The 25,130-nt window shown below is 71.1% G+C and carries 27 protein-coding genes and 2 pseudogenes; 16 read left to right on the forward strand and 13 right to left on the reverse strand.

Annotated elements, in window-relative coordinates; genetic code table 11:
• Positions 1 to 279, forward strand: a 279-nt coding sequence (locus tag ACWC21_RS23465; RefSeq protein ID WP_450884758.1) for a universal stress protein, incomplete at its 5' end; no start/stop codon positions are given.
• A gap of 91 nt (positions 280 to 370) precedes the next feature.
• Here the strand turns inward: ACWC21_RS23465 and ACWC21_RS23470 are convergent.
• Together ACWC21_RS23470 and ACWC21_RS23475 are read right to left on the reverse strand one after the other, a co-directional pair.
• Positions 371 to 1,069, reverse strand: coding sequence for an ANTAR domain-containing protein (locus ACWC21_RS23470; protein ID WP_450884759.1), 699 nt, complete (start codon positions 1,067 to 1,069; stop codon positions 371 to 373).
• A gap of 359 nt (positions 1,070 to 1,428) precedes the next feature.
• Positions 1,429 to 2,751 (reverse strand): PP2C family protein-serine/threonine phosphatase, encoded by a 1,323-nt coding sequence (locus ACWC21_RS23475; protein ID WP_450884760.1) that lies wholly within the window; start codon positions 2,749 to 2,751, stop codon positions 1,429 to 1,431.
• Between the two features lie 149 nt (positions 2,752 to 2,900).
• Between ACWC21_RS23475 and ACWC21_RS23480 the strand changes: the two genes are divergently transcribed.
• Together ACWC21_RS23480 and ACWC21_RS23485 are read left to right on the forward strand one after the other, a co-directional pair.
• Positions 2,901 to 3,428 carry a hypothetical protein gene (locus ACWC21_RS23480; RefSeq protein WP_450884761.1) on the forward strand — a complete coding sequence of 176 codons (528 nt, stop codon included), beginning with the start codon at positions 2,901 to 2,903 and terminating at the stop codon, positions 3,426 to 3,428.
• 393 nt (positions 3,429 to 3,821) lie between these two features.
• Positions 3,822 to 4,296: pseudogene (locus ACWC21_RS23485) on the forward strand (IPT/TIG domain-containing protein); the annotation flags it as partial.
• A 187-nt stretch (positions 4,297 to 4,483) separates the two neighbouring features.
• Here ACWC21_RS23485 and ACWC21_RS23490 read toward each other — a convergent pair.
• On the reverse strand, positions 4,484 to 6,163 hold the full coding sequence (locus ACWC21_RS23490; protein ID WP_450884762.1) for a cellulose binding domain-containing protein: 1,680 nt from the start codon (positions 6,161 to 6,163) through the stop codon (positions 4,484 to 4,486).
• Between the two features lie 359 nt (positions 6,164 to 6,522).
• Here ACWC21_RS23490 and ACWC21_RS23495 point away from each other — a divergent pair.
• Positions 6,523 to 7,209, forward strand: a pseudogene (locus ACWC21_RS23495) (lytic polysaccharide monooxygenase auxiliary activity family 9 protein); the annotation flags it as partial.
• Between the two features lie 616 nt (positions 7,210 to 7,825).
• Positions 7,826 to 8,350 carry a peptidylprolyl isomerase gene (locus ACWC21_RS23500; protein ID WP_450884763.1) on the forward strand — a complete coding sequence of 175 codons (525 nt, stop codon included), beginning with the start codon at positions 7,826 to 7,828 and terminating at the stop codon, positions 8,348 to 8,350.
• A 255-nt stretch (positions 8,351 to 8,605) separates the two neighbouring features.
• Here the strand turns inward: ACWC21_RS23500 and ACWC21_RS23505 are convergent, their stop codons facing one another.
• On the reverse strand, positions 8,606 to 9,754 hold the full coding sequence (locus ACWC21_RS23505) for a hypothetical protein (RefSeq protein ID WP_450884764.1): 1,149 nt from the start codon (positions 9,752 to 9,754) through the stop codon (positions 8,606 to 8,608).
• 260 nt (positions 9,755 to 10,014) lie between these two features.
• Between ACWC21_RS23505 and ACWC21_RS23510 the strand changes: the two genes are divergently transcribed.
• The 3 genes from ACWC21_RS23510 to ACWC21_RS23520 all read left to right on the forward strand — a co-directional run bounded on the left by ACWC21_RS23510 (position 10,015) and on the right by ACWC21_RS23520 (position 12,510).
• Positions 10,015 to 11,643, forward strand: a complete 1,629-nt coding sequence (locus ACWC21_RS23510; RefSeq protein ID WP_450884765.1) for an MFS transporter — start codon at positions 10,015 to 10,017, stop codon at positions 11,641 to 11,643.
• A gap of 18 nt (positions 11,644 to 11,661) precedes the next feature.
• Positions 11,662 to 12,180 carry a hypothetical protein gene (locus tag ACWC21_RS23515; RefSeq protein WP_450884766.1) on the forward strand — a complete coding sequence of 173 codons (519 nt, stop codon included), beginning with the start codon at positions 11,662 to 11,664 and terminating at the stop codon, positions 12,178 to 12,180.
• Between the two features lie 132 nt (positions 12,181 to 12,312).
• Positions 12,313 to 12,510 carry a hypothetical protein gene (locus ACWC21_RS23520; protein WP_388791119.1) on the forward strand — a complete coding sequence of 66 codons (198 nt, stop codon included), beginning with the start codon at positions 12,313 to 12,315 and terminating at the stop codon, positions 12,508 to 12,510.
• A gap of 31 nt (positions 12,511 to 12,541) precedes the next feature.
• On the opposite strand, the gene ACWC21_RS23525 is transcribed toward ACWC21_RS23520, so the two are convergent.
• Positions 12,542 to 13,951, reverse strand: coding sequence for a DUF2252 domain-containing protein (locus ACWC21_RS23525; protein ID WP_450884767.1), 1,410 nt, complete (start codon positions 13,949 to 13,951; stop codon positions 12,542 to 12,544).
• 61 nt (positions 13,952 to 14,012) lie between these two features.
• A complete protein-coding gene (locus ACWC21_RS23530) occupies positions 14,013 to 14,303 on the reverse strand; it encodes a hypothetical protein (RefSeq protein ID WP_450884768.1) in 291 nt (96 codons plus the stop codon).
• A gap of 193 nt (positions 14,304 to 14,496) precedes the next feature.
• On the opposite strand from ACWC21_RS23530, the gene ACWC21_RS23535 reads away from it, so the two are divergent.
• The 4 genes from ACWC21_RS23535 to ACWC21_RS23550 all read left to right on the forward strand — a co-directional run bounded on the left by ACWC21_RS23535 (position 14,497) and on the right by ACWC21_RS23550 (position 17,732).
• Complete coding sequence (locus tag ACWC21_RS23535) at positions 14,497 to 15,153, forward strand: HdeD family acid-resistance protein (protein WP_450884769.1); 657 nt, start codon at positions 14,497 to 14,499, stop codon at positions 15,151 to 15,153.
• Positions 15,154 to 15,275: 122 nt separating this feature from the next.
• Entirely contained in the window at positions 15,276 to 15,734 is a 459-nt protein-coding gene (locus ACWC21_RS23540) for an SHOCT domain-containing protein (protein WP_450884770.1), read from the forward strand.
• A gap of 33 nt (positions 15,735 to 15,767) precedes the next feature.
• A complete protein-coding gene (locus ACWC21_RS23545) occupies positions 15,768 to 16,214 on the forward strand; it encodes a DUF7144 family membrane protein (RefSeq protein ID WP_450884771.1) in 447 nt (148 codons plus the stop codon).
• 117 nt (positions 16,215 to 16,331) lie between these two features.
• A complete protein-coding gene (locus ACWC21_RS23550) occupies positions 16,332 to 17,732 on the forward strand; it encodes a hypothetical protein (RefSeq protein ID WP_450884772.1) in 1,401 nt (466 codons plus the stop codon).
• Between the two features lie 22 nt (positions 17,733 to 17,754).
• On the opposite strand, the gene ACWC21_RS23555 is transcribed toward ACWC21_RS23550, so the two are convergent.
• On the reverse strand, positions 17,755 to 18,138 hold the full coding sequence (locus ACWC21_RS23555) for a nuclear transport factor 2 family protein (RefSeq protein ID WP_450884773.1): 384 nt from the start codon (positions 18,136 to 18,138) through the stop codon (positions 17,755 to 17,757).
• A gap of 330 nt (positions 18,139 to 18,468) precedes the next feature.
• Between ACWC21_RS23555 and ACWC21_RS23560 the strand changes: the two genes are divergently transcribed.
• On the forward strand, positions 18,469 to 18,879 hold the full coding sequence (locus ACWC21_RS23560; RefSeq protein WP_450884774.1) for a hypothetical protein: 411 nt from the start codon (positions 18,469 to 18,471) through the stop codon (positions 18,877 to 18,879).
• Between the two features lie 57 nt (positions 18,880 to 18,936).
• Here ACWC21_RS23560 and ACWC21_RS23565 read toward each other — a convergent pair whose 3' ends face one another.
• From ACWC21_RS23565 to ACWC21_RS23575, 3 genes are read right to left on the reverse strand one after another with little or no spacing between them, the layout of a single operon-like run.
• On the reverse strand, positions 18,937 to 19,356 hold the full coding sequence (locus tag ACWC21_RS23565; RefSeq protein WP_450884872.1) for a PRC-barrel domain-containing protein: 420 nt from the start codon (positions 19,354 to 19,356) through the stop codon (positions 18,937 to 18,939).
• Complete coding sequence (locus tag ACWC21_RS23570) at positions 19,356 to 20,003, reverse strand: PRC-barrel domain-containing protein (RefSeq protein ID WP_450884775.1); 648 nt, start codon at positions 20,001 to 20,003, stop codon at positions 19,356 to 19,358. Before ACWC21_RS23570 ends, ACWC21_RS23565 begins: the two co-directional genes overlap by 1 nt.
• Positions 20,003 to 20,146 (reverse strand): hypothetical protein, encoded by a 144-nt coding sequence (locus ACWC21_RS23575; protein WP_450884776.1) that lies wholly within the window; start codon positions 20,144 to 20,146, stop codon positions 20,003 to 20,005. The genes ACWC21_RS23570 and ACWC21_RS23575 overlap by 1 nt, the downstream gene beginning before the upstream one ends.
• A 188-nt stretch (positions 20,147 to 20,334) precedes the next feature.
• Between ACWC21_RS23575 and ACWC21_RS23580 the strand changes: the two genes are divergently transcribed.
• A complete protein-coding gene (locus ACWC21_RS23580; RefSeq protein ID WP_450884777.1) occupies positions 20,335 to 20,787 on the forward strand; it encodes an ATP-binding protein in 453 nt (150 codons plus the stop codon).
• 33 nt (positions 20,788 to 20,820) lie between these two features.
• Here the strand turns inward: ACWC21_RS23580 and ACWC21_RS23585 are convergent, their stop codons facing one another.
• Positions 20,821 to 21,708 (reverse strand): RNA polymerase sigma factor SigF, encoded by an 888-nt coding sequence (locus tag ACWC21_RS23585; RefSeq protein WP_450884778.1) that lies wholly within the window; start codon positions 21,706 to 21,708, stop codon positions 20,821 to 20,823.
• A gap of 257 nt (positions 21,709 to 21,965) precedes the next feature.
• Here ACWC21_RS23585 and ACWC21_RS23590 point away from each other — a divergent pair, with 257 nt between their 5' ends.
• Positions 21,966 to 22,337: a helix-turn-helix domain-containing protein gene (locus ACWC21_RS23590; protein WP_450884779.1), complete on the forward strand. Its 372-nt coding sequence runs from the start codon at positions 21,966 to 21,968 to the stop codon at positions 22,335 to 22,337.
• Positions 22,338 to 22,359: 22 nt separating this feature from the next.
• Here the strand turns inward: ACWC21_RS23590 and ACWC21_RS23595 are convergent, their stop codons facing one another.
• Positions 22,360 to 23,565, reverse strand: a complete 1,206-nt coding sequence (locus ACWC21_RS23595) for an epoxide hydrolase family protein (protein ID WP_450884780.1) — start codon at positions 23,563 to 23,565, stop codon at positions 22,360 to 22,362.
• A 123-nt stretch (positions 23,566 to 23,688) separates the two neighbouring features.
• Between ACWC21_RS23595 and ACWC21_RS23600 the strand changes: the two genes are divergently transcribed.
• Positions 23,689 to 24,171 (forward strand): VOC family protein, encoded by a 483-nt coding sequence (locus ACWC21_RS23600; protein ID WP_450884781.1) that lies wholly within the window; start codon positions 23,689 to 23,691, stop codon positions 24,169 to 24,171.
• Positions 24,172 to 24,210: 39 nt separating this feature from the next.
• On the opposite strand, the gene ACWC21_RS23605 is transcribed toward ACWC21_RS23600, so the two are convergent.
• On the reverse strand, positions 24,211 to 25,083 hold the full coding sequence (locus ACWC21_RS23605) for an aminoglycoside phosphotransferase family protein (RefSeq protein WP_450884873.1): 873 nt from the start codon (positions 25,081 to 25,083) through the stop codon (positions 24,211 to 24,213).
• Positions 25,084 to 25,130: the final 47 nt, after the last annotated feature.

The raw sequence follows: 25,130 nt of genomic DNA on the forward strand, positions 1-25,130 counted from the left end.
CTGGAGCCCGCGGTCGAGCGGGAGATGGCGAAGGGCGACGCCGTCATCCTGAGCGAAGTACTGCGTCCCTGGCGGCAGAAGTACCCCGACGTCGAAGTCGTCGAGCAGTCGCACTTCGGCAGCCCCTCGCTCCTCCTGGTCGACGCCTCCCACGAGGCGTCCCTGGTCGTCGTCGGACGGCGCATCCGCCGTTCCTCCGTCGGGGCCCGCATCGGCACCGTCACCCATGCCGTCCTGCACCACTCCACCGCCCCCGTCGCCGTCGTCGCCCACGACTGACGGATCCTCCGGAAACGACAACCGATCCGGTCCGGCCCCCGAGGGGCATGCCGCAGGGCACGTACCGTCTCCTCGGTGGCCGGGTGGGAGATCAGGCGGGATCGGTATGGTCGGCGCGGACCCGTTGGGCGACGTCGCGGAGCTTGACGTTGTGGTGCTGGGAGATGCGGCGCAGCACGTTGAAGGCATCCTCCTCACTCATCCGGTGGCGCTCCATGAGGATGCCCATGGCCTCACCGATGGCATGGCGGGTGTCCACGGCGTGCTCGAGCTGGTCGATGGTGCGGGCGCTGGCCAGGGCGACGGCGGCGTGAGAGGCCAGCAGCCAGCCGGCGGTCTCGATGTCCTTGCTGAAGGCGCCGGGGGACCGGGCGTACAGGTTCAGCGCGCCGAAGTCGTCGTTGTCGGTGTAGAGCAGCACGCCGGTCATGCTGCCGATGCCGAGCCGGCGGGCCTCATCCGCGAAGCGCTTCCAGGCGGGCCGGGGCTGGGCCAGGTCCGCGATCCGGTACACGCGCTCGCCGTCCTTGCGGCGGGCGAGATCGAAGCAGGGTCCCTCGCCCAGCTCGCCCTGCAGACGGTCGGACTCCCGGACCATGTCCCCGCAGGCGGCCAGGGTCACGGCCCGGCCCTTGCGCACCGCGAGGATCCCGGCCGCGTCACAGCCGTCGACCAGCTTGACCGCCGACGCGACGATCTCGTCCAGGGTGGCTTGGACGGAGTCCTTCGCCAGCAGGTCCCGGGCGAGCAGTGCCATCTGCTCGGCGTACTCACGCCACTCCAACGCCATCACCCGCCTCGCTCACCGTTCCGGGCCACACTACCGCCGTCATCGCCCGCTCTTCGGGGCCGTCCCGGTCGCGGTGTCCGCGGCCGGTCGCTGCCGTACCAGCGGGTCCGTGGCGCGGCCGGTTCAATCGGTGGCCGCCGGGGCAGAGGATGCCGTGCGGCGCGGGGCAGGCTCGCCGGTCGGGGCAGGAGAGGGCCTGCTGCGGGCGCTGCGGGCCTGGTGCACCGCCGCTCCCACCGTCCTTTTCGCGCGGTGCGATACGACGGTCAGTCTCCTCAGCAGGTAGCCAGGGACGCCCGGCATGCCACTTCCCTTCCCTCAGGCGGGGCGACAGCCCACGGCCGGCTCTCAGTGCCCGGTCACGTATGCCCGTCCTCGCGCCGGTCACTCCTCGCCCGCGGTCCGGGTGGGGGAAGCCGCAGGGCCAGGACGGCGACGTCGTCGGTGCTGTGCGGGGCGAGCCCGGCGAGGAGCTCGTCACACAGTTCGCCGGGGTCGGTGCGGGCGAGTGCGCCGGCGTGCTGGCGCAGGCGGGTCATGCCGTGGTCGAGAGTTTCACCGCGGCGCTCGATCAGACCGTCGGTGTACAGCAGGACGGTGCACCGGGCGGGGAGGTCCTCGGTGGCACTGGGGCGTGCCGTGTGCGGGTCGATGCCGAGCAGGAGGCTGCGCCCGCCTTCCAGGAACCGGGTGTCGCCGTCCCAGGTGACCAGCAGGGGCGGCGGGTGGCCGGCGGCGGCGTAGTGCAGCCGCCAGGGCCCGCCCACCGGCCCGTCGACCACCCCGTACAGGCACGACGCGGTGGCCCGGGGATACAGGGCGTGCTGGACCAGATCCAGGCGGTGCAGGATCGCTCCGGGGGGCTCGCGCCGGTCGCAGGCGATGCCGCGGAGCGTGTTCCGCAACTGACTCATGGTGACGGCGGCCTTGAGATCGTGGCCGGTGACGTCCCCGATGATCAAAGCGGTGTCGCCGGTGGGCAGCAGGAAGCTGTCGTACCAGTCCCCGCCGACCTGGGCGGTGGCATGGGAGGGGGTGTAGCGCGCGGCCATCGTCAGGTGGTCGACGTCCGGCAGGGTGGGCAGCAGCGAGCGCTGCAGGCGTTCGGCGATGCGCTCGGTCTCCTGGTGCAGCCGGGCGTTGTCCATCGCCAGCGCCACCCGGTGGACCAAGTCCTCCAACAGCGCCAGGTCGTCGCCGCTCAGCGCCGCGTGCGGTGCCATCCGGGCGATGGTCAGAGCCCCGAACACCTCCCGCCTGGCTCGCAGGGGCGCGACGATCGCACTGTTGGCCGCCCGTGGCAGGTCCAGCACGGTGCCGCTGGTGGCATGCGCCTCGCCGCGCAGCTGGTCCTCGTCGACGAGGAGGGGTCCGGCGCCGTACAGCACCCGGCTCAGTGGGCCGTCGGCGACCCGGGGCACCCCGACCGCTGGAGCTTCGTGCACGACGGCACGCTGCTGCGGGATTCCCTCACGGTGAGTGACACACACGCGCTCCAGATGCTCACCGACCAGCAGATCCACCGCACACCAGTCGCCCATCCGCTGCGCGAGGATCCGGCAGACCCGCTGCAGAGCCTCCTGCGCATCCAGCGTGCCGGCCAGAGCCGAACTGACATCCGCCAGCAGCGTCAGCCGGTCCAGCGCCTGCTGCAACACCTCATCGACATCATGCTCATCCACCCACAGCGCCTTCCCCGTTCCCGGCGCCGCTCACGCCGTACTCGGTTTCGTCCTCCGGCGGCCAGGCGGCGATCCGCCCGTTGCCGTCGTCCGCGCGCTCCGGGCCCGGGATACGCTGCTTCCGTCGCCCCTGACCGGAGGTCGTCCGAGTGTTCCCCGCACGGGTACTGACCGTTGCACCGTCGGCCCTGGTCATTCTCGCCCTGGCCGGCTGCTCTTCACACTGGGGCTGCACCGACACGAGGGCGGAGCGCGGCGAGGCCGGTGTCAGGGTGCAGGTCGTCGACCCGTCGGGGCGACCCACCGGCGTCACCGCCGAGGTCGTCGACTGGCGCCTCGAGCCCCACCCGCAGGTGCCCGCCGGAGGCGACCAGGTCCACTTCCATTACCGCTTCAACGGCGCCGACGAAGACAACGGCCCGGCAGTGGACGCCTGCGCGGTGAACAAGGAACGCGTGGCGTTGATCTGCAAGACGGTCTATTCCTCTGAGGCGTTCGGGCCGGGTGGGGGCCATACGGGCGACGACTGGCTCGCCGCCGGGCACCCTGAACAGGTGGCCGGAGTGCTGGTGATTCCCAACGACCAGTCCTACGACAGACCGACATGCGAGCAGGACATCAAGGATGGAGGCGGGGTGCACCCACCGGAGCCGGCCGCCGTGGGGGATCAGCTGTAAGCCGGTGCCGGTTGGTGGGGCGGCGGTGGATCAAGGGTCGCGACGAACTCGGCGGACCCGGAGGTCACGTACTCCTTTCGGGTGGCCTTCTTGCCCGCTGTCCTGTCGCTGGTTCGGCCGTATGGGTCACTGTGGGTATCGAACCGGTGGGCCGCCCATCCCCAGCCGGAGGCATGTGGTGGCGGCGTCTGCCGGGTTCCTCCTTCGCTGCCGGTCATGAGTGCTGGTGGGCCGACTCCGCGTACGCCTCACGGCCGGAGTGGGGTCTCCTCCGCTCTGAGCCGTCGTCAGCCGTGCCCGCGCTCAGGGCTTCGGGCCGCAGGCGGATGCCAGGCGGGCTCCAGGCCGGTTCGTGACCACCGCATGCGTTTCTCGTTCAAGGGAGAAGCAGCCATGCCCATTTCACCCAACCAGGGAGGGCTCTTCCGGTGGTGGCACGCTGGTGACCATCACGGGCACGAACCTGTCCCACACCAGCGCGGTCAAGTTCGGCAACAAGCCGGCCACCAACATCACCCAGGTCTTCCCGACCCAGGTCACCGCCGTCTCCCCGTCCGGAACCGGCACCGTCGGGGTCACCGTGACGACACCCGGCGGGACCAGCAACCCGGTGCCGTTCTTCTACGTCGGCGCCCCGTTCGAGTCCTCCCTGGGCACGACATCGGGTCCGCTGGCCGGCGGCAACACCATCACCCTCAGCGGCACCGACCTGTCCACGGCGACCAGTGTGTCCTTCGGCGGAGTGACGGCCACCCCGACCGTGAATTCCGACAGCTCGCTCAGCGTCACGGTGCCGGCCGGAGCCGCGGCGGAACCGGTCGCGGTCAGTGTCACCACCGCGGGCGGCACCAACAACGGTCTGACCTACGTTGACGACGGAGAACGAGGCGGGTGTGCCGTCGAAGGTGACGGAGTCGGTGGTGTCGAGGCCCCGGCATCTGAACCCCGTACCCGGCGCGGCCCGCACACGGCCCGGCGCCGGGCCGCAAGGAGGCGCACCCGCCCGCACCCGCCCGCGGCCGGCTTCCGCTCGCCGCCGCAGGCGATCGCGCCGGTCAGTTGAGTGTGCAGACGGGGTTGCCGGGCAGGCCGGAGGAGGCTCCAGTGGCGTTGAAGCCGAACGTCGTGCTTCCGGACGGCGGGATGGCGCTGTTGTAGTCGACGTTCGCGGCCGCGACCGAGGAACCCGACTGCGTCAGCTTGGTGCTCCAGGCGGTCGTCACCTTCTGGTCGCCGGGCCAGGTCCAGCCGACCTGCCATCGGCTGCTGGCGGAGGTGCCGGTGTTGGTGACGGTCACCTCGGCGGTGAAACCACCGGGCCAGGAGTTGACCAGCTTGGTGGTGACGGTGCAGCCGGAGCTCCCACCGCCCCCCGCCGAGCTCTGAGTGGTCGCCAGGACGTCGTCCGAGGCGGCCGATGTGCCTCCCGAGCCGTCGTGGGCCTTGACCGTGTAGGTGTAGGAGGTCGAGGCGGACAGACCGCTGTCGGTGAAGGACGTGCCGGTGGTGGTACCCACCTGCTGCCCGTCGCGGTAGACGTCGTAACCGACGGCACCGGGCGAGGCGCTCCAGGACAGCGAGACGCTGCTGCTGGTGGTGCCGGTCACCGTGAGATTCGCCGGCGGGTCCAGCGCTCCGCTGCCGCCGTTTCCACCGGTGGTGTAGCTGACGCCGGTGTACGTCTGCGTACATCCGGAGGAGCAGGAGCCCGGCATGGCGAAGGTGTACGTCCGGCCGCCCTGGACGAGCTTGCCGTCCACGTCACGGACCCGGACGGTGTAGCGCGATCCTCCCGATGAGTTCGGGCCGATCTTGTACTGCTGGCCCAGGTCGCTGATCATGTCGGCCGCCACCCATGCTCTGCCGTCGTAGTACTCCACGCCGTGGATGCCGTTGGGCAGGTGTGTGACGTCGATGGTGGGCCACCATGTCGCCGCGTTCTTGACGAAGCCGATCGAGATGTCGCCGGAATAGTCGGGCGCCGAGATGAATGACCAGGAAATGTGCCGGTTGTTCCAGCGGCTCGGGTACATGTCCGCCACCGGCCGGCCACTGAGTTCGAACGCGTTCAGCGACTGCGTGGCCAGGTCCAGGTGGTACGGGTCGTCCCGGCACCATGCGTTGGTGTCGCCGCAACTGTCGGCGACCAGCATGTCCAGGGTCGCGCCGTTGTACTTGTCCGACGTCCAGTTTCCGTTCCGGCAGAACGCCTGGCCCGCCGCGCCGTCGTTGGTACCGGTGCAGAAGTCGCCGATCGTCACCCGCACCCAGCGGCCGCAGTTGTGGCCGTTGTCGAACAGTCCCATGCTGCCGGCGCCACTGGACGGGACGGGACGCGGGGTGGGCTGCCCGCTGTAGTCGCCCGGTGTGTTCCACACGTTGAGCGCCACGAAGTTCTGCGACTCCAGATTCGCCTGCGGTACCCCGCACCCGCCGTAGGGCGATCCGAGGCCGTCGAAATGCGTGGCGTTGCCGGTGTGGCCCGCCGGGTCCGCGGGGGCGGCGCGGCCGGCCGATGCGGTGGACGCCGCCGCGGCGACGGATGGGGACGACAGGCCGGCGAGGAACGAAGAGGCGAGCAGCAGTACGCCGAACACCGCCGTGACGAGTAATCGCCGGCCGGTGCGTGGTGCGGGTGGGGCGGTGATCACGGTGACCTCCTGGATGCCGGACCCGATGACCGGCACGTCGACTGGCCCGACGTCGCGGTCCCCGCTTACACCGGTCGGGCTCATGCCAATAATGCGACCGGAACCGCACCTGGTCACCCCCGCGCAGGAATGTCGGCACAAGGCGTTTACGACACCATCAGCTCGCGCTATACCAATGGGTGGGAGCGCTCCCAATGCATGGCTCCGGTTCGCCCCCGGACCGCTGTGCGCCGGCGACGGGAGCCTGCCACGCACGGTCGCACCACCCGCGGACGGGCCGCTGCCGGCCCCGCCGGATGCCACCGGTCCGATGTCCCGGCGCCTCCGGGACGACCGGTGCCCGACCGGCGCTTGCCCGGTGCCTGTCGTCCCCGCCGCGGTCGGATGACCCCAGAGGAGCCCCCCACATGAAGACTTCACGCACCAGCCGGCGCAGGTCGCCGATGCCCGCCCCCCGCTTGCCCGGCCTGCTGGGGGCGGCGCTGCTCGCTCTCGTCCTGAGCTCGCTGCCTTCCCCCGCGTCGGCCCACGGCGTCGCCATGATGCCGGGCTCGCGCACCTACCTGTGCTACAAGGACCTGGTCGCCCACAGCAGCACCCAGATGCCGGCCAACCCGGCCTGCGCCGACGCGGTCAGGGCGACCGGCACCACGCCGCTGTACAACTGGTTCGCCGTCCTGGAGTCCCACGGCGGCGGGCGGACCAAGGGCTTCATCCCGGACGGGGAGATCTGCAGCGGCGGACACACCGGTCCGTTCAACTTCTCCTCGTACAACGCGGCCCGCACCGACTGGCCCAAGACGCATCTGACCGCGGGCTCGACCATCCAGGTGCAGTACAGCAACTGGGCGGCCCACCCGGGCATGTTCAACGTCTACATCACCAAAGACGGCTGGTCCCCGACCAAGCTCCTGGCCTGGGACGACCTCACGCTCATCAACTCCGTCACCAACCCGCCGCAGTCCGGCGGCGCCGGCTCGGACGGAGGCCACTACTACTGGAACCTCACGTTGCCGAGCGGCAAGACCGGCCAGCACGAGCTGTTCATCCACTGGATCCGCTCGGACAGCCAGGAGAACTTCTACTCCTGCTCCGACATCGTCTTCGACGGCGGCAACGGTGAGGTGACGTACTGATCAGGGCCAGGCGACCGGGGCCCGGCTGGTAGGCCGGGCGTCCCGTCGGCGTCGGCGGGCCGCCGGTTCGAGTTACCGTCCCCGCCACAGGCCTGCCGGCGACTGTCCGGGACCGCCCCGATGCTGTACTGGGCGCCCCGCCGCTTTCATCACGCGTGCACATCACTCAGCAGCGGCCCGGAAGGGTGAGAACGGTTGACTTGGTCGAGCCCTGCGGTCGTTGGGACGCACACGGGGCGGACGACCCGATCGGCCGGCCGACACTCTGCCGCACCCGAACGTAATGGTCCGCGGCCGCGGGCCGGAGGCTGGGAGGCGGATGTGGCTTGCGGGCGGGTTCTCACCTGCCGGGCCGCGCTCTAGGCTGCGACCGCTCCGAAGTCCGGCGATCTTTTGGAGGGTGTGCAGGATGAACCGAGCTCTCATGACCGCATTGGCGGCAGCAGCGTTGGCCGTGTCCGGGGGCAGTACCACCGCCTCGGCTTCCGATGCCCCGCCGCGCACCACGCACGGTCCTTGCCAGTACACCGAGACCCCGGACGAGCCGGCGGCGCGGCGGGTTCCCCTGCCGCCCGACCCGCGGCACACCCCCAGTCACGGCACGGTCGGCATGGCTGTCCCGACCAGCCAGGGCCCGCTCCCGCTGCGGCTGGACCGGGCGGAGGCGCCGTGCACGGTCCAGAGCTTCGTACACCTGGCGCGGCACCGGTTCTTCGACCGTACGGTGTGCCATCGGCTGACGGCGTATCCGACGCTGAAGGTCCTGCAGTGTGGTGACCCGACCGGCACTGGCGAGGGTGGGCCGGGGTACGAGTACAAGGACGAGCTGCCGGTGGACCTGCCGCCGGCACCGAGCGATCCGACCGGCACCCGTCGCCTCTACGGGCGTGGTCTGCTGGCGATGGCCAACGCCGGGCCGGACACGAACGGTTCGCAGTTCTTCGTCGTCTACGGCGACTCCGCGCTGCGACCGAACTACACGGTGTTCGGCACGGTCGGTGCCGCCGGCCTGAAGACGCTCGACAAGGTGGCTGCCGGCGGAATCGAGCCGACTACGCAGGACCCGGCTCCTGTCGACGGCACGCCCGTGCTGAGGACCGAACTGCTCAGTGTCCGGCCGTCTTGCCGGCCCTGATGGACTGCGCTGCGGTCACCATGGGGCCGGCCACGTGCCTGGTCCCACGGTGATGTGAAAGTAGCCGTTGCGGGTGTCCGACCAGGTGACTTCGCCGATGCTGTCGTAGAAGGTGACGGACGACGGTTTCAACGTCACGCACGTCCGCAAAACCGTCGACGTCATCGAACGCCTCAAGCGAGCAGTTATCCGGTTCTTCCGGTGGTGGGCGGTGGTGGCGGAGTCTCTCCCGCACGCGTTGCGTCGATCGGGGCCTCAGCGTTCGGCTCCCGTCCGTGTGAGAACGTGGTCGGCCGCATCGTTGGCGTGGGAGTGCTGGTCGGGCCATCGGAACACGAGGCGGGAGGCGGCTTTGTCCAGCACCTGTCCTGGCGGCAGATCGCGGTCTGCAGTGTCGGCGGGGTACACGGTCAGCTGGGGGTAGCCGTTGTCGCGCACGTGTCGGTCCCACCCCCACACGCAGGCGGCGAACCGCTCGGCCAGGTCTGGGCCGGCTGGTCCGTAGGCGTGGATGTAGAACTCGTATCGCCGGTCTGCGGGTTCCGGTGCGTCATGGGTCTTGGTGTGCGTCAGGTAGGCCAGCGAGCCGTCGGCCACGATCGCGGCTGCGTCCCGCTGCGCCACCGGAAGGGACCCTTCCGGGGGCGTCAGGCGGCAGAAGCCTTGCAGGGTGGTCGCGGCGTAGAGCTGCAGCGTCTCGAAGCTGTACTGGCCAGGCAGGACGACGCCGGTGGCGAGTTCGTGGCGTGGCCCGCACAAAGCCTCTTCGAGCCCGGAAGTGGTGCCGGGGGCACCGTCCTCCCACCGCACCGTCACGGCACCGCCGGCCAGCGAGACGGTCGGGGCGGTGCGGGCGGCGGCCCCCCGGTCCCGTACGAACCCGCAGTACGTCCAGTGCACGGCGCGCAGGGCGTCACCGTGTCGTACGAAGGTGACGGAGCGGGTGTAGCCGCCCACCTCCAGCGGCACCACGAGCCTTCCACCTTCTGCCAGTTGTTCTCGCCGGGCCGGCGCGATGTCCGCGGCGTTGTACGTGATCACCACGCCGTCGAACCCACCCGACGGGACGTGTGCGGGCGCCCCGAGGCTGCCGTCGCCGAGGACGGCCGTGACCCGGCTGCTTCCGGCCTCCGCGCACAGTCGCCTGGTGCGGTGCACCACATACGGGTCGATGTCCACGGTGACCACCCGTCCGCGTTCCCCGACAACGTGCGCGATCAACTCCGCGTTGTAGTCGCCGGATCCGACCTCCAGTACGACCTTCCCCGGCTCGAGCCGCAGCTGCTCGATCATGTCCGCCTGCAGCCATGCCGCCGAGACGGAACTGACCGCAGCCTCGTCGGTGTCCTGGACGTCGGTCTCGGTCCGGTGCGGGAACAGCACACGTTCGGATGCCTTCAGCACCGGCAGTTTCGGTCCAGAGATCGCTCTCGGTCACTCCGGGAGCGCTCGGTGCCATCTCTTCATGAACCGGGCGACTTCAACGGACCCGTTCACGGCTCCGCCGGTCTGTGCTCACCGGCGGCACACCAGCCGCCTCCCCCGTGACGGGTGAGGCGGCCATCCGTCCCCTGAGCTGCGATGAAGGTGGCGGCCGGTGCGCAGCGGTCGCTGCCCGACCGATGCCCACCGGTGTCCCGGGCCGACTCCGCGAGGTGGGCACCGTGGCGCACTGGCGAGCTCTGATCGTGCTGGGGATGGCCCAGTTCCTGATGGTGCTGGACACCTCCGTCATGAACGTGTCCATCAGCCGACTGGTCGAGGACTTCGACACCGAGGTCACCGCCATCCAGGCCGTCATCACGCTGTACGCGCTGGTCATGGCGGCCTTCATGATCACCGGCGGCAGGCTGGGCGACATCCTGGGACGCCGCCGTGTGTTCTTCCTGGGCATGGCCGTGTACGGCATCGGGTCGGCGGTGACCGCCGTCGCACCGACTCTCTGGGTGCTCGCGCTGGGCTGGTCGGTCGTGGAGGGGCTCGGTGCCGCCCTGGTCCTGCCGGCCATGGCCGCTCTCGTCGCCGAGTCGTACCGGGGACGGGACCGGGCCGTCGCCTACGGGGTCATCGGCGGCCTCGCCGGCGCGGGCGTCGCGGTCGGCCCCCTGCTGGGCGGCTGGGTGACCACGTACCTCACCTGGCGGCTGGTCTTCGCCGGCGAAGTGGTGGTCGTCCTGGCCGTACTGGCCTGCCACCGGGTGATCACGGAGGCCCCGAGGACGGATCCGCACCCGCGGCTCGACGGTGTGGGCGCCGCGCTCTCCGCGGCCGGACTCGGGCTGGGCGTGCTCGGGGTGCTGCAGAGCAGCAGCTGGGGATGGGTGCGCCCGGTCAACCCTCCCTTCACCGTCCTGGGGTTCGCGCCCACACTGTTCGTCATCGGGGCCGGTATCGCCGTCCTCGGCCTCTTCCTGCGCTGGGAGCGGCGGCGTGACGAACAGGGCACCGACCCCCTGGTGCACCGGTCCCTGCTGGGCAGACCCGCGCTGCGGTCCGGCTTGATGACACTGCTGAGCCAGAATCTCATCCTGCTGGGACTGTTCTTCGCCATCCCGCTGTATCTGCAGGTCGTACAGGGCTTCGACGCCTTCCAGACGGGGCTGCGCCTCCTTCCGGTGTCCGTCACCATGCTCGTGACCTCGATGGGCGCGTCCTCGCTCGGGCGGCTGTGGGGTCCGCGCCGTGTGATCCGGCTGGGACTGACGACCTTGGTGGTGGCGATCGTGTGGCTGCTGGCCACCATCGACCCGGTCATCGACGACGCGCAGTTCGCCGGCGCCATGGCGGTGCTGGGCGTGGGCGTCGGCCTCCTCGCGTCCCAGCTGGGCAACGTCGTCCAGTCGAGTGCCGGCGAAACGGAGCGGAGCGAGGTCGGGGGACTGCAGTTCACCGCCCAGAACCTCGGATCCGCCCTCGGCACCGCGCTCATCGGGTCGATCCTCATCGGCTCGCTGGCACACGCCTTCACCACACAGGTCGCGGACGACCCGCGGCTGTCCACCCAGGCCCGCCAACAGACCAGTGTCGCCCTCGAAGCCGGGGTCGGCTTCGTCCCCACCGACCAGGTGCGCTCGGCGGCCGAGCAGGCCGGCCTGCCGCCGTCGGAGGTCGACGCCCTCACGCAGTCGTACGCTTCGGCTCAGCTCGACGGTCTGAAGGCGGCGATCCTCGCCACCGGCGGCGTCACACTGGCCGGCTTCCTGGTGACACCGCAGTTGCCGGCCGGCCGTACGAAGCGGACACCGCAACCGGACCCCGGTGCCGAGGCCGGCGCGATCGGGTCGGCGAGCTGAGCCGCCGCGGAGGCCGCGATGACCGGTACCGACCCCACCACGGCCCGCGCGAGCAGCGGTGCGCGCCGCGCGCACACCGACTACACGGGAGGCGTGTACGGATCGATGCTCGCGGCCTCCGTGGTCATAGGTGCGGGGGCCGCAGGCTCGTTCCCGCGCGCGGAGCTGGTGCTGCTGTTGCTGCTCACCGGCGTGGTGTTCTGGATCGGGCACGTGCACGCCGAACTGTTCGGGGCTCGCCTCGCACAACGGCGCCTGGACCGCCGGGCCGTACTGGACGTGTGCCGGGACGAGTGGCCGATCGTCAAGGCCGCCGTCCCGCCCGCCTTCGCCGTGGCCGTCAGTCCGCTGCTGGGCCTGGACGTGGCGGGCGCCTATTGGCTGGCGCTGTCGGTCGCCGTGGCCGGGCAGGTGGGCTGGTCCGCGGCCGCGGCACGCAGATCCGGGGCCTCCTGGAGGCTCGTGATACTCAGCGCCTCGGTGAATCTGCTGCTCGGACTGCTGATCGTAGTCTTCAAGATCGTGATCTCACACTGAGGGAAGCGGCCGTGAGCCGGCCGGTCGCCGGATCACCTGTGCCGGGTGAGGCCGGGACGGGGCGCCGGGGCGGAGGATCGCAGGGAAGGGTGCAGTCCGCCGGTCAGTGGGTCGCCCGTGGGAGAACAGCCGATGCGCTATGAGATCCGCGTCGACGGCCACATGTCGGAGACGCTGGCCAAGGCTTTCCCGGAGCTCGACCACGTGGTCATGTCCGGGCAGACCGTCCTGTTCGGCCCCGTCCTCGACGAGGCCCACCTGTACGGGCTGCTGGCGCGCTGCCAGTCCCTCGGGCTGCGTGTACTGGAGATGCGGCAGTTGCCGGAGTGACCCGGGACGGCACAGGGGAGGAACGTCCCGTTCAGAGCTGCTCGGCCTCGATCCGCCCGGTGCGGACGGCTGCCCGCAACGCCTCGTGGTCCTGCTCGTTCTGGTCGGCGTAGCGTTGCGCGAAGGCCGTGAGCCCGCGGTCGAAGCGGTCGCTGCGGCCCAGGTAGGCGGCGATGGCGATGGGATCACCGGAGCGGGCGTGGGCCCGGGCCAGGGAGGCCCCGCACACGTGACCGAAGAGGGTGAACAGCGCGGGATCCATCGTCTCGGGCTGCATGATGCCCTTCCAGTCCCGTAGCTGGCGCACGTAGAAATCCCGCCCGTGCCCGTCGAGGCCCGTGACGTGCGTCCACCCCAGGAAGATGTCGCTGGTCGTCTGGATCAGACGCTGCCCGGTCACCACCCGGCGGCCCTGGTTGTCGTAGTGCTCGCCCTCGGTGTGGTCGGCCAGCACCGACTCCTGGGCCTCCTTGGCCTGCAGCAGCAGAGGATCGTCGTCGTCCCTGCCGAGCAGGAGCAGGATCCAGCACCGCGTGCCGACACTGCCGACCCCCACCACCTTCCGGGCGATGTCCACCAGGTGGTAGCGGCGCAACAGGTACCGGCGCTCGGACGAAAGGGTTCGTGCGTACCCCTCCAGCACGGTCTGCAGTTCCCTCTCCTGCGCGTCGTCGCCCGGATCCGGACGCAGATCCCCGAGCGGAGTGATCAACGGCGGGTCGGGGGTGATGCGCCGGCCCTCGGCCGTGGTCCGGGTGAGCTTCTCGAAGGCCTGCATCTGGGTGCGGGAGCGGGCCCGCTCCGTGGCCCGGGCGGTGCGGCGCCTGGCGGTCCGGTCCATCGAGGACGCCAGAAGTTTCCGCAGACGGTCGGCGTCGTCCTGGGCGTACCAGATGTCGAGAGTGCGCATGCCGGCGAACTCGCGCATCCGCTCCCGGTAGGCCAGCAGGCACGCCCGGACGGCGTCGTCCTGCTCCCTGCGGGAGAAGCCGTTGGCCCGGCCCGCCGTCACGAAACTGGCCGCCAGCCGCTTGACGTCCCATTCGAACGGCCCCGGCAGGGTCTCGTCGAAGTCGTTGATGTCGAACACCAGATGGCGCTCCGGTGAGGCGAGCAGCCGGAAGTTCAGCAGATGGGCGTCGCCGCACAGCTGCACCTGCAGCCCGGTGCTCGGGGCGGCCCCCAGGTCCGCCGCCATGATCGCGGCCGCGCCGCGGTAGAAACGGAACGGCGACTCGAGCATGCGGCCGTAGCGGATCGGCACCAGTTCCGGCACCCGGGTGGCCGACTGCCGCTCGATCACCTCGACGGGGTCGGGCCGCTCCGGCCCCGGTTCGTACCGGCCCTGCTCGGAACGCGGCACGCGGGTACGGGCCTGCCTGCCGTACGCCGCTCGCTCGGCGGCCGGCAGACGGGCGGTGAAAACGCTCGATGCGGTCATGTCCCGACCTCCTGGTCCAGGGTGGTGGTGCCGGTACCGGCGTTCCGCTCCGCCGGCGGTGTCAGCCTGGCGAAGGAGCCGAGGGCGGCCCGGTGGAGCAGGTGACAGGCGGCGCGGAGAGGGCCGGCAGCACCCCCGACAGGCCGCACACCGGCAGCACCGGGGCACCGGCCGCGCGGTGGCCGTCGAAGGGCAGCACGTAGGAGGCGGTGACGAGCGCGGTGACCGTGTACCTGGAGAGAGCGACGGCCGGGCGCGCCGGCCGCCGCACGGAGCGGACCCCGCTGCCGGGCCGGTATGCCTCCCGTCCGGACCGGAACCGCCGCGTCCGGTCGGCCGTGGGTTCGCTCATCTGGCGCTTCTTCGTTCCGTTCCACCGCGCGTACCCCCGCATCCCACTCCAGCGCCCGGCCGGCGGGGGCGGATCACCCGCCGCGGGTGATCCGCCGGGCCCGCGGCCCGCGGCACGCTGGCCCGGTGAGGTCCCCCCCACACCGCCCCGTCGGCGGTCCCGAAGCGCCCGCTCGGTCGCGCGAGGAGGAGCCATGACCGTATCGCCCGATCCGGCGGCGCGTAGCGGACCGGAGAACGCACCCGACGGGGCGGCTCCGCCTGCGGCCGGCGACCCCGCGGACGCACTGGGCAGGCTCGGCGGTTCCTGGACCTGGATCCTGGGCTCGGCGCTGGCGACCTTCGTACCGGGCGTTCTGGTGCTGGTCTGGCCCGACGAGACCCTGCACGTCCTGGCGGTGCTCATCGGCCTGTACCTGCTGGTGCTCGGGGCGTTCCGGTTCGTCGCGGTGTTCGGCCGGGAGGCACACGGCGAACGCCTCCCGGGACTGGTGGTGGCCGTCCTCTACGTCCTGGCGGGTGTGCTGTGCCTGCGCAACCCGCTGCAGACCATCACCGCGCTCTCGCTGATCGTCGGGGTGGTCTGGCTCGTCTCCGGAATCCTCACCCTGTACACGGCACTGGCCGCCAGGGACCTGCCCCACCGCGGTGCCGTCCTGGCGGGCGCGGTCCTGGCCATCGTCGCGGGGATCGTGGTGCTCGCCCTGCCGGCCGAGTCGGCCCGTGCGCTGACCAGGCTCCTCGGCCTGTGGCTGGTACTGCTCGCCCTGGTCGAGTTCGGGATCGCCTTCGCCTGGCGGGCGGCGCTGCGCAGGGCAGGCGCGGCGGGCCGGAGCACCCCGCCGAAGTAACCCCGGCAAGAGGCCCGCACGCTCACCCGCGCCGGGTGAGGCCCCGCGGATCTCGACGTGGGCACGCTGAGAACGGCATGGAACGACTGGCCGGGGCGAACGCCCGGGACGGAGGAGAAGACATGAGCGCGATGTACCTCGCGTACGACTATCCGCTGCTGAGCGCCTTCTGGACGATGCTCTGGTTCTTCCTGTGGGTGCTGTGGTTCGTCCTGCTGTTCCGGGTCATCGTCGACATCTTCCGTGACGACGAGATGAGCGGCTGGGGCAAGGCCGGCTGGCTGTTGTTCGTCGTCTGCCTGCCTTTCCTGGGCGTGTTCGTCTACCTCATCGCCCGGGGCAAGGACATGGGCCGCAGGGAGATGACGCAGGCACGGGCGCAGCAGCAGGCCATGGACGCCTACATCCGGGAGACCGCGAGCAGCGGGAGCCGACCCAGCAGCGCCGACGAACTCGCCAGGCTGTCCGAGATCCGGGCCCGTGGCGACATCACGGAGGACGAGTTCCGCCGGGCGAAGGAACTGGTGCTCAGCGGACACGGTCCGGGCGAGCAGCCCGGCAGCACCACAACCCATCGCTGAACACACCGACCCGCAACGAAACGAGGTAGTGGTATGACCGCGACACCCACCGGACGTACGCAGACGGCGAAGCAGCAGTGGGCCGGCGGCCTGACGATGTTCGCGGCCGTCATGCTGATGATCGCCGGGGTGCTCGACATCTTCCGCGGCATCATGGGGATCGCCCAGGACGATGTCTTCGTCACCACACGCAACTACGTCTTCCAGTTCGACCTCACCGGCTGGGGCTGGTTCCACCTGATCCTGGGGGCGGTCGCGGTGATCGTCAGCCTGGGACTGTTCCAGGGCTCGCTGTGGGCACGCATCGGCGGCGTGGCCATCGCCGCGCTGCTCATCATCACCAACTTCCTCTCCCTGCCGTACTACCCGGTGTGGTCGGTGGTGCTGATCGCTTTCTACGGGTTCATCATCTGGGCGCTGTGCGTGGTGCAGCGGGACACCACGGCCGGCATGTTCGGCGGGCCGTCGCGTGATGCGTGAGCGGGTCCGGGCCCCGGGCCCGGCCCGCTGACCGCCGGGCACCCGGTTGGGCCACCTCCGCTGGTGGCTCCGCGTACCACCGGATTTGCTGGTGGGACGAGAGGACGGGAGTGCTTCATGCCGCCACAGGACGACGCCGTCGGCGGGGCCGGTACACCGGACGAGAACGAACTGGACGAACTCCGCCGACGGGTCGCCCAACTGGAGTCGGCCACCGGACCGGCCGCGCGGCGCCGACGGCATCCGCTGCGCACCACGGGGTCGGTGCTGCTCATCGTCCTGGCGTCGATCCTGGCGATCCTGGCGGTGACGGCCGTCTGGGCTCGGGACGAGATCACCGACACCGACCGCTTCGTCGCGACCATGGGGCCGCTCGCGAGCGACCCCGACGTGCAGCAGGCGGTCTCCCGCCGGGTCACCGACGTCGTGGTGCAGAAGATCGACGTGCCGGCCCTGGTCGACGAGTTGTCCAAGGCGGCGGCCCAGCCAGGCGTCCCGCCCCGCGTCTCCCAGCTCATCGGCACGCTGAGCGGCCCCATCGACAACGGTCTGAAGAGCCTCATCGGCGCGGCGTCCGACCGGGTCGTGACGAGCGAGGCGTTCGCGAAGGCGTGGACCGACGCCATCACGGTGGCACACAACGCCATGGTGAAGGCCCTGACCGGGGAGAGCGGCGGGGCGGTCCAGATCTCCGGCAACCAGGTCACCATCGACCTGGCACCGGTCATCGACCAGGTCAAGAAGCAGCTCGTGGACGCCGGCCTCGCACCCGCCGCGAGGATCCCGACCGTGCACACACAGTTCACGGTGTACGCCTCGCCCAAGCTGCAGTCACTGCAGCTCTATCTGCGGTTGCTGCAGATCCTGGGCAACTGGCTCCCGGTGGTCGCGGTACTGGTCGCGGCGGGGGGCGTCTACACCGCCTGGAACCGCAGGCACGCGCTGATCGGCGCGGCGCTCGGGATCGCCGCGGCCATGCTGGTGCTCGGCATCGCGCTCACGGTCTTCCGCACCTACTTCCTCAACCAGTTGCCGCAGGGCGTCTCCCCCGGAGCGGCGGGGTCGGTCTACGACGCCCTGGTGTACTTCCTGCGGCAGGCCGTGCGCGCGGTGGGGGTGCTGGCGGTGCTGGTCGCGCTCGGCGCGTTCTTCGCCGGCCCTTCCCGGCCCGCGACGACCATCCGTGCCGCGTGCACGACAGCGATCGTCGGCGTCCGCGAGGTCGCCGAGCACGCGGGCTTCCGTGCGGGGCCGGTGGAGCCGTTCGTGCGGCGGTGGAAGCGGTGGATCGGGATCGTGATCCTGGTCGGCGCTGCCCTCGTGTTCGTGTTCTGGAGCCACCCGACGGGCATGGTGGTGTTCTGGTTCGCCGTCGTCGTGCTGGCACTGTTCGGGATCCGGGAGTTCCTCGCGCCGGGCCCGGGGCTCGCCGGGGCCGGGCAGCGGGCGGCGGCCGGGCCGCCGCCGCCCCGGCCGCCCGGGCCGGGGCTCGGGCCCCAGCCCGGAGCGTCCGGGTGAGCGGGACTCGTCGGGCGACCGGTCACGCTCCGGCCGGCACCCGGTCCAGGAAGCCGAGCACCGACCTGATCCGGCCCTCCTCGTCCAGCGTGACCACGTCGAAGCCGGCCACGGGGGCCGAGCCGTCGGCCTCGTTCACCAGCTCCCAGGCGAAGCGGGCGGTGTCGTGGTGGCCGTCGACGGCGCCAAGTGGACGGAAGACGAAGCCGGGGAACTGCTCGTGCGCTCCGGCGATCACGGCGGCGATCTGCTCATGTCCGCTGACGTCGGCGAGCGGGTCGGTGTAGGAGCCGTCGGCGGTCCAGGCCTCGGCCACCGCCTTCGCCAGGGACTCCGGCTCGGTGGCGTTCCAGGCCTCGAAGTACCGGGCAGCGGCCAACTGGTAGCGGTCGGTGTTCACGGACATGGCGAATCAGCCTCCATCGAGGTCGTCGATGCTGGTCGGGAACCGGTTCCTGGTCGCGTCGAACCGGTGCCACCACCATGCCCGTGGGCGCCGGGAGGGTCGATTACCCCGCAGGTAACGCGGCGCGGAGGGCAGGCCGGCGGCGACGAACCGCACCACCGGATTTCGGCCAGGAACGGCGGCGAATATGCCAAGAGACTGGCTGGAAAGTCATGGTGACAGAGTGTCAGTAGTGAAGATACTCGAAGTCAGGGGCACTTCACCGCACAGGAGCCGCACGGAAAGCGAGGGCCCGGCCGGCAGCAGAGCGACGCTTCGGGGGAGTGGATCGTGCACGACGAATTCCTGTGCCATGTCACAGCGTACGGCTGGTGCGACGGACGGCGCATCGGCGTACCGCTCGGCACCTACCGTGCCCCCACCCTGGCACTGGCCCTGTGGTGGCTGCGTGACCGCGCCTGCTGGATCGCCGACCGGCTCGACCCGCAGCCCGCCGGCCCCCACTTCCCGCCGAACGCCCTGGTGCCGGTTCCGGACACCGTCACCGACGTGCCCGGTGTCCTGCGTGCCTGGTGTGCCGACGCCGGCCGGCAGGAACTGGTCGCCGACGAACTGGCCGACGGCCGACTGGTGCGGATCGCGGTCCACGACGACACCACCGAGTACGAACTGCTCGCCGAGTCCGTCGACGCGCTGCGCATGCAGCGCACCATCCCGGCGCTCGTCGTTCCCGTCGCCTGACACGTGACACCGGACCGGGACGCACCGGGACACTCGTCGCCGGTGCGCGACGGGCGCTCACCCGGCGCGTACGACCAGAGCGTGGTCGCCCAGCCCCAGCAGGCGGTCGGCCGGGATCGTGCCGAGCGCGGTGTAGACCGTCTCCACGCGGCCGGTGGCCGGGTCGAACGTGAGGTCCTGGACGGTCCCGCGCTCGTTCCCCGCCTCGGTCAGGATCCGGTGGCGCATGACTTCGTGGTGCGGCGGCGGGGGCGCGGTACTCCGCGCCTCGGGTCCCTCACGGACGAGTACGGCGTCGGAGCCGACCGCGTGCAGAGCCTCCCAGGGAAGCACGGTGTCCCGGCCGCGCCGCGTGCCGACACGGACGTGTGTCACCGCCTGCGCGGCGCTGTCGACCGTGAGGGCCTTCACGACACCGATCTCGGCCGCCTCCGCGAGGGTCACCACGGGCAGGCCGAGCACCTTCGAGTACAGCATCACGGGCGTGACTCCTTCGGAGCGCCGGGCGGACCGTCCACGCCGTCGCGGGCGTGGAAGGCCTGCACCTGTCCGACGAAGCTCGGGAGGTCCTCGGCCAGGAAGAGCGTCGCGTCCGCGGGCACGACGAGTGCCTGTCCGGAGACCGAGAGGGTCTCGCCGCGCGGGACGTACACCTTGTGCCGACGGCGGCCCGAGCCGGACGTCAGGGACTTGCTCGCCGCGATCCGGAAGCCGACGACCCGGCCGCTGGTGCCTCCCTCCACGACGACGTCCAGCACTTTGCCGATCTCCGTCCCCGCGTCGGTCAGCACCTTCGCACCCAGCACCCGGCCCTTGACCGCCTCCTTGCGGACGACCACGGCGGCCGCCTCGGTCAGGGCCCCCGGATCGCCGATCATGACCGCGTGGTGCCCCAGTGAGTGCACGCCCGACCAGGGCAGGCTCCGCCCCAGCGGGCCGGAGAACAGGCCGCGTCCACTCAGGGTGAAGCCGGTGATACGGCCGGCCGGGGCGTCGAAGACGGTGTCCTTGATCTGTGCGACCGCGTCACCCGCGAGCGTGACCACCGGCAGGGTGGACAGGCTGCGCGCGGCCATCAGCTCCGAGCCCACCCGCCCGGGCCCCGACAGAAGATGTCCGGCCATCACACACCCCGTCCGCCGTACCGGCGTCCGCGCCGCACCGCGATCACCGTTCCCGATCGCCGGCCGGCCTGGACACCCAGCGCCACCAGCGGCGCCACCGCGACCAAGGCCACCACCAGGATCAGCCACACCCACCAGACCACCGTCCACCTCCGGCCGTCCGCCCCGGCCGCCCTCGGCCGGGGTCCACCCGATGCGGGTGCCCCGGACCGGCGTGCCGATGCCTCTTGTGCGCGTTCGGTGAACGGTCCGGCTGGACTGTGCGGCCTCTGTCGGGGTACGAGGACTGGTGCAGCAGTGACCGGCCGGGCCGGATTCGAGAGAGAAACGTATGACCGACCACGTGGACGGGGCAGTGATACCGAATGGTTTCGACGTGCCCGTGGAACCGCTGAGACGGGCGGCGCACTACACGGGCGAACCCGGATGCATCGCCGAGGCACGCTCGTTCGCCGCGCAGTTCCTCGAACAGCTGAGGACCGAGTGGTGCGCCCGCATCGACGCGCGCGCCGACGGCGAACTGCTCCTCGTGGTCAGCGAGTTGGTCACCAACGCCGACCGGCACAGCAACGGGCCGTACATCCTGGAACTGGAGGGCACGGACAGCGCCGTCTCGGTGTCCGTCTACGACAGCAGCGTGGCGCTGCCCCGGCGCTTTCCGCGCGACCCCCAGCGCGTCGGCCGGCACGGCCTCGAGATCGTGCACGCGCTGGCGGCGGAGGTCACCGCCGAACGCGTGCCCGTCGGCAAGAAGGTACGTGCGATGGTGCACCTTCCGCGCTGAGGGCCTGCCGGGAACCCTGATGCCGGGCCGCGCTCAGGCGCAGCCCAGTTCGCCGAGCATGCCGTGCCGCAGACGGGTGATGATCCGCTTGATGAGGCGGGAGACGTGCATCTGTGAGCAGCCGAGCCGCGCGCCGATCTCCGCCTGGGTGGCCTCCTCGACGAACCGCATGTGGATGATCTGCCGGTCCCGTTCGCTGAGCTCGGCCATCAGCGGGGCCAGGGACTGGAAGTCCTCCACCAGCCGCAGCCCCTCCTCCTCGACGCCGATGAAGTCCGCGAGCACCGCCTCGCCGTTCTCGGGGCCGTCACCGGTGAGCGCGGCGTCCAGCGACGAGGAGTTGTACCCGTTCGCGGCCAGCTGGGCCTCGATCACCTCGTTCTCGGTGATGTTCATCAGGGTGGCGAGCTCACCGACCGTGGGATCGCGGTCCAGCCGGCTGGAGAGTTCCTCGCGCGCCTTGGCCAGTTCCACCCGCAGCTCCTGCAGCCGTCGCGGCACGTGCACCGCCCAGGTGGTGTCCCGGAAGAACCGCTTGATCTCGCCCACGATGTACGGCAGCGCGAACGAGGTGAACTCCACCTCGCGCGACAGTTCGAACCGGTCGATGGCCTTGATCAGACCGATCATCCCGGTCTGGACGACGTCCTCCATGTCGTCGCCGCGGTTGCGGAACCGCCCCGCCGCGAACCGTACGAGCGACATGTTCATCTCAATGAGGGTGTTGCGGGCGTACTGGTACTCGTGCGTCCCCTCCTCCAGCTCGGTCAGACGCCGGAAGAACTGGCGGGACAGCTCGCGTGCGTCACGCGGAGCGATGGTGCTCGGGTCCGCGATTCCAGGCAGTGACTCCTCGGCCGTTTCCTCGGCTGTCTTCTTGTCGGCGACCACTGCTTCCGACCGGATCCCGGCGGTATTCATTACCTCTCCCACGAAAGTCAGGTTCGACGTCTGCCTCTTCGGCTGGGTGTTTCCCGTATGCCTGTCCAGGACTGCGTGGGAAGCGCGTACCCGGAAAACATCCACCCATGCGCGTCCCACGCTGCGAGTACCCAGAGTGACGCAGCGCATGCGGGCCCCGCGGCGAGGTGGCGTGATCCTTGCGGTTCCCGCAGGGCGGAACGCCGGTCCCGGCCGATCCCCTTCCCGGGACGTCCGGAAATCCTAGGCTGGGCCGTGTGAGCAACCAAGCGCCTGACCAGGCCCCCGCCGTCCCCGTCCGCCCCCGCACGCCGGCCCCCGGCCCCGCCGAAAGGGAACCCCTCTGGCGGGACCTGCTCGGCGACGTCCTGCGCCGGGAGCGTCTGGCGCAGGAGCGCACGCTCAAGGAGGTCGCCGACGCGGCGCGGATCTCCCTGCCGTACCTCTCGGAGGTCGAGCGCGGCCGAAAGGAGGCCTCCTCCGAGGTCCTCGCGGCCGCCGCGCAGGCCCTCGGTCTCGGCCTCGGCGACCTGCTGTCGCTGGCGCAGGGAGAGCTCACCCGGCAGCGGACGGGCGGGAGCCGTCAGGGGACGCGCGTCTCGTACCGGGGTATGTGCCTGGCGGCCTGACGGCAGCCGCGACGGGAAGGCCTCAGCCCGCGTCCTTCTCGCGCAGTTGCCGGAAGAACGCCCGTACGTCACCGACCAGCAGGTCCGGCTCCTCCATGGCCGCGAAGTGCCCGCCCCGGCCGAACTCCGTCCAGCGCACGATGTTCTCCGTCCGGTCCGCCTTGTGCCGCAGCGGTATCTGCGGGTCCGCCGGGAACACGGCGAGCGCGGTCGGCGCCGTCGACGGCTCGGCCGGAGCGGCTGTCCGGCCGGTGGCGTGCGCCCGCTCGTAGTAGATCCGGGCGGAGGACCCCGCCGTGCCCGTCAGCCAGTACAGCATCACGTTCGTCAGCAGCAGGTCCCGGTCGACGGCCTCCTCCGGCAACTGCTCGGAGTCCGTCCATTCCCGGAACTTCTCCACGATCCAGGCCAGCTGCCCGACGGGCGAGTCCGTCAGCGCGTACGCCAGGGTCTGCGGCCGGGTCGACTGCTGGGCCGCGTAGCCCGCACCCTCGCGGAACCACGCGTCCCACCGGCGCCAGGAGCCGAGCGTCCGCTCGCCCTCCTCGGGAGTGAGACCTGCCAGTTCCCCGTCCGTGGGCTCGGTGAGCGCCTGCGCACCGGGCAGCAGGTTGAGGTGTACGCCGATCACCCGGTCGGGGTGCGCGCGGCCCAGTTCGCGGGAGATCGCCGCGCCCCAGTCGCCGCCCTGTGCCCCGAACCGCTCGTAACCGAGCCGCCGCATCAGCTCCGCCCAGGCATCGGCCACCCGGCCCGCCTCCCAGCCCGGCTCGGTCGTCGGCCCGGACAGCCCGAAACCCGGGATGTGCGGCACCACGACGTGGAAGGCGTCGGCCGGATCACCGCCGTGCGCCGCCGGATCGGTGAGCGGTCCGACGACGTCCAGGAACTCGACGATCGAACCGGGCCAGCCATGGGTGATGACCAGCGGGGTGGCGTCCGTCTCGGGGGAGCGCACATGCGCGAAATGGACGTGTGCCCCGTCGATCGTGGTGGTGAACTGCGGCCACTCGCCCAGTCGCGCCTCCGCCGCCCGCCAGTCGTACTCGTGCCGCCAGTACCGCACCAGGTCGCGCAGATAGTCCGCCGGGACGCCGTACGCCCAGCCCACGCCCGGCAGCTGGTCCGGCCACCGGGTGCGGTCGAGGCGGTCGTGCAGGTCGTCGAGGTCGCTCTGGGGGATCGCGAGGCGGAACGGCCGGATGCTCTCGGCGGGCGAGGGTGTCATGGCCGCCAGGCTAGTTGGGTGCAAAGCCGCGGCCATCCGAATTAACCGCGGGCCCGGCCGATGAGTTCCGCGGCGAGGATCGGTCGACACAGGTGACCGCGTTCCACGCCCCAGGAGGAGCTCATGACCACCGACGGATTCACCACGTGTCTCTGGTTCGACGGACAGGCCGAGGAAGCCGCCCACTATTACGTCTCGGTCTTCAAGAACTCCGGCATCGGACGGATCGGCCGCCACACCGAGGCCGGCCCCGGCCCGGCCGGCTCCGTGCTGGCCGTCGAGTTCACCGCCAACGGCCAGAAGTTCGTCGCGCTCAACGGCGGCCCCCAGTTCAAGTTCAACGAGGCCGTCTCCTTCCAGATCATGTGCTCGGACCAGGACGAGATCGACCACTACTGGACCAGGCTCACCGAGAACGGCGGCGAGGGCGGACCCTGCGGCTGGCTCAAGGACAGGTACGGCGTCTCCTGGCAGGTGGTGTACGACCGGCTGATCGACATGATCGGCGATCCGGACCAGGAGAAGGCCGCCCGCACCACGCGCGTCATGATGTCCATGGGCAAGCTCGACGTCGCCGAACTGGAGAAGGCCTACGCGGGTGAGTGACCGGCGAGCCGGCCGCCGACCCGTGTGCGCGGCCGGCCGTCACCCGGCCAGGATCTCGGCGATCGTGTGGCGGGAGTTCTCCGCGAGCGGCGGATTGGTGTCCCAGTAGTACGGCAGCTGGATCAGCGAGATCGACAGTGCCCAGCCCCGGCCGCGCGCCCATTCGGCGTCGTCGGCGCCCACGGCCTCGCGGAAGGTTCCACGCGCGGACGCGGGCAGCAGGTTCCAGGCCGCGATCAGGTCGACGGCCGGATCGCCCACCCCCACGGTCCCGAAGTCGATCACCGCGCTGAGCCGCCCGTCCTCGACCAGGACGTTGCCGGGTGACAGGTCCCCGTGTGCCCAGGCGGGTGGTCCGGTGTGCCGGGGAGCGCGCAGGGCCTCCTCCCACCGGGCCGTCAGCGGGGCGGTGTCGACGCCCCGGTCCGCCAGCCGGGCGATCGCGTCCCGGGTGGGCGCGTCCCGGGTCGCCAGGGGAACGCCCCGGTACCCCGGCGGTCCGTCCGCCGGGTCGATCCGGCGCAGCGCGCGGACGAACCCGGCGAGGTCCCCGGCGAGCGCCCCGGGTTCCTCCAGCCGCCCGGCCACCGGATTGCGCCCCTCCAGCCAGCGGTACACCGACCAGGGCCAGGGGAAGCCCGCGCCGGGCTCGCCCCGCCCGACCGGCTCGGGCGTGGGCACGGGCAACCAGGGCCCCAGTCCGGGCAGCCGGCACTGCTCGTGCAGCACGTCGTCCACGGCACCGGGGTGCCGGGGGAGCCGTACGACCTTGTCGGCGCCGAGGCGGAACATGGCGTTCTCGGTCCCCGCGGACTCGAGGCGCTCCACGGGCAGCGACGCCCAGACGGGGAACTGGTCAGCGATCAGCCGGCGGACGACATCGACGTCGATGTCGACCTCGTCCGGGCGCATCTTCATGGCACACACGGCCCCCATTCCAGCGGTCGGGGGAGCACCCT

This window comes from Streptomyces sp. NPDC001348, assembly GCF_053597535.1.